Source organism: Cellulomonas septica, assembly GCF_012396155.1.
GTDB classification, from domain to species: domain Bacteria; phylum Actinomycetota; class Actinomycetes; order Actinomycetales; family Cellulomonadaceae; genus Cellulomonas; species Cellulomonas septica.
In genome coordinates, this window is sequence record NZ_JAAXOY010000576.1 from 1 (window position 1) to 2272 (window position 2272).

The following is a 2272-nucleotide window of genomic DNA, read 5'->3' on the forward strand; positions in this document are numbered from 1 at the left end:
CCCGGGCTCGCTCGTCGTGGCGGAGGTCGACGACCCGCGCGTGTGGGCCGCCGACGCGACGCAGGGCGACCCCGTCGCGCGGCTGCGGTTCTACGGCCGGCACGGTGCGCGGCTCGTCCCGCTCCCCTACGTGCAGCCGTCGCTCAGCCCGGGCGCACCGCGCGTCGACGGGATGCTGCTGCTGCGTCTGGACACCACGCCGGGGCTGCCGGGCGACGCGCTCGCGGCGTTCCTGGCCGACTACTACGCGCAGTCGGAGGGCGCGTCGGCGGCGGCGGACCCGCAGGTGTCGGCGCTGCTGGACGCCGCCCGTGCGCTCGACCTCGACGACCTGTGGCCCGTCGACCGGTGGGCGGACGTCGCCCGCTGACCACGGACGGCCGACGGCCGACGGGGCGGGCTGCGACGTCACGCACCCCGCCCCGTCGGGTCGGTCAGGTCAGGTTCTGGTCAGGTCAGGTCACCGTCGGCGGGTCACAGGTACCACTGCTGGTTGGCCTGGTTGTTGCAGTCCCAGATCTGCACGCGCTGGCCGTCGTGCACGGGCAGCCCGCCGACGCCGTCGAGGCAGCGGTTGGACTGCGGGTTCTTGATCGCGCGCGTGCCGGAGTCGTAGGTCCAGCGCTGGGCGGCCGTGCCGTTGCAGGTCCAGAGCTGCACGACGGTGCCGTTGGCGGTGCCGCCGCCGCTGACGTCGAGGCACTTGCCGAGCGCGCGGATCGTCCCGTCGGAGCCGCGGGTCCACGACTGGGCGGCGTTGCCGTTGCAGCCGACGACCTGGATCGGGTTGCCGTCGTGCGTCTGCGCCCACGGGACGTCGAGGCACAGCTGGTTCGCGACGCGGATCGTGCCGGTGCCGGTCGGCAGCGAGCCGCCGCCACCCCCGCCACCGCCGCCGCCCGTCGAGCCGTTGTCGTAGACGCGGACGTAGTCGACCTTCATCTGCTGCGGGAGCTGCGTCGACCCGTCGGGGTAGCCGGGCCACTGGCCGCCGACGGCGACGTTGAGGATGAGGAAGTACGGCTTGTCGAACACCCACGGGTTGCCGCCGACGCGGCTCGTCGTGACCTGGTGGTAGACGTTCCCGTCGACGGACCAGGTGATGGAGCCGGGCTTCCAGTCGACCGCGTAGGTGTGGAAGTCGTCGGCGAACGACCAGCCCTGCGGGTGCTGGTACATGCCGCTGATGCCCGCGCCGCCCGAGTAGCCGGGGCCGTGCACGGTGCCGTAGATGCGGTGCGGCTCCTTGCCGACGTTCTCCATGATGTCGATCTCGCCGCTGCTGGGCCACGACATCTGGGGGAAGTCGCCGCCGAGCATCCAGAACGCGGGCCAGATGCCCTGGCCGCGCGGGATCTGGATGCGCGCCTCGATCCGCCCGAACTTCTGCTCGAACTTGTTGTTGCTCTGCAGACGCGCCGACGTGTACGACCCGTCGCCCTCGCGGCGGGCGGTGATGACGAGGTTGCCCTGGCCGTCGAGCGCGGAGTTCGCGCGGGACGTCGTGTAGTTCTGGAGCTCGCCGTTGCCCCAGCCGCCGGCGCCGGTGTCGTAGCTCCAGACGTTGCCGTCGGGGGCGCTGCCGGCGCCGCCGTTGAACTCCTGGAACCAGATGACGTCGCCGACCGCGGCGGACGCGGGTGCGGCGGGACCGCCCGTGAGCTGGGCGGCCGTGAGGGCGCTGGCGACCAGGCCGACGGTCAGGACGCCCGCGCCGATCATGCGGCTGCGGCGGACGTGGCGTGGGCGGGACGTGCGGGGACGTACGAGTGCGACGGGCATCGGTGCCTCCTCGGGGTCGTCTGGTGGACGACGCAGGCGCGGCTGACTCGTGTCACTTCGTTGTGCCGGGCGCGCCCTGCCGTCCGGCGACCGACCGTAACGGGCGGGCTTACTGACAGGCAAGTAATCCTTACGGGTGGACCCGGTGCGGGTCGACGCCAGCACGCTGACCTGCACCGACGCGGGACCCCCACGAAACGATTCGGGATCAACCGGACTGCGCGCGGCGCTCCAGGTAGTCACGGACCGCCTCGTCGTCGGACAGGTCGGCCGCCCGGACGAACGCGTCGACGGCCTCGTCGCGACGGCCCGCCCGCGCCAGCAGGTCGCCGCGCGCGGCCCACCACGGCTGGAACGCGGGCACCGGCTCGGGCGGCAGCGCCGCGAGCCCGGCGACCGGCCCGTCGAGCCGCCCGACGACCGCCGCGAGCGCCGTCCGCGACCCCAGGCTCGGCGCGACCGCGTCCAGCGCGAGGTACAGGGTCCGCAG

Annotated in this window: 2 protein-coding genes and 1 pseudogene; 1 reads left to right on the forward strand and 2 read right to left on the reverse strand. The window is 73.5% G+C overall.

The features are described from left to right. Nucleotides 1-370: hypothetical protein (locus tag HGA02_RS16745; RefSeq protein WP_210728720.1), on the forward strand; the 370-nt coding region annotated here is incomplete at its 5' end. 104 nt (nucleotides 371-474) lie between these two features. Here HGA02_RS16745 and HGA02_RS16750 read toward each other — a convergent pair. Both HGA02_RS16750 and HGA02_RS16755 read right to left on the reverse strand, forming a co-directional pair. Then, the gene (locus HGA02_RS16750) at nucleotides 475-1782 is read right to left on the reverse strand and encodes a glycoside hydrolase family 16 protein (RefSeq protein ID WP_168680283.1); all 1308 of its coding nucleotides are present in this window, start codon (nucleotides 1780-1782) and stop codon (nucleotides 475-477) included. A gap of 208 nt (nucleotides 1783-1990) precedes the next feature. Continuing rightward, nucleotides 1991-2272: pseudogene (locus tag HGA02_RS16755) on the reverse strand (RNA polymerase subunit sigma-70); the annotation flags it as partial.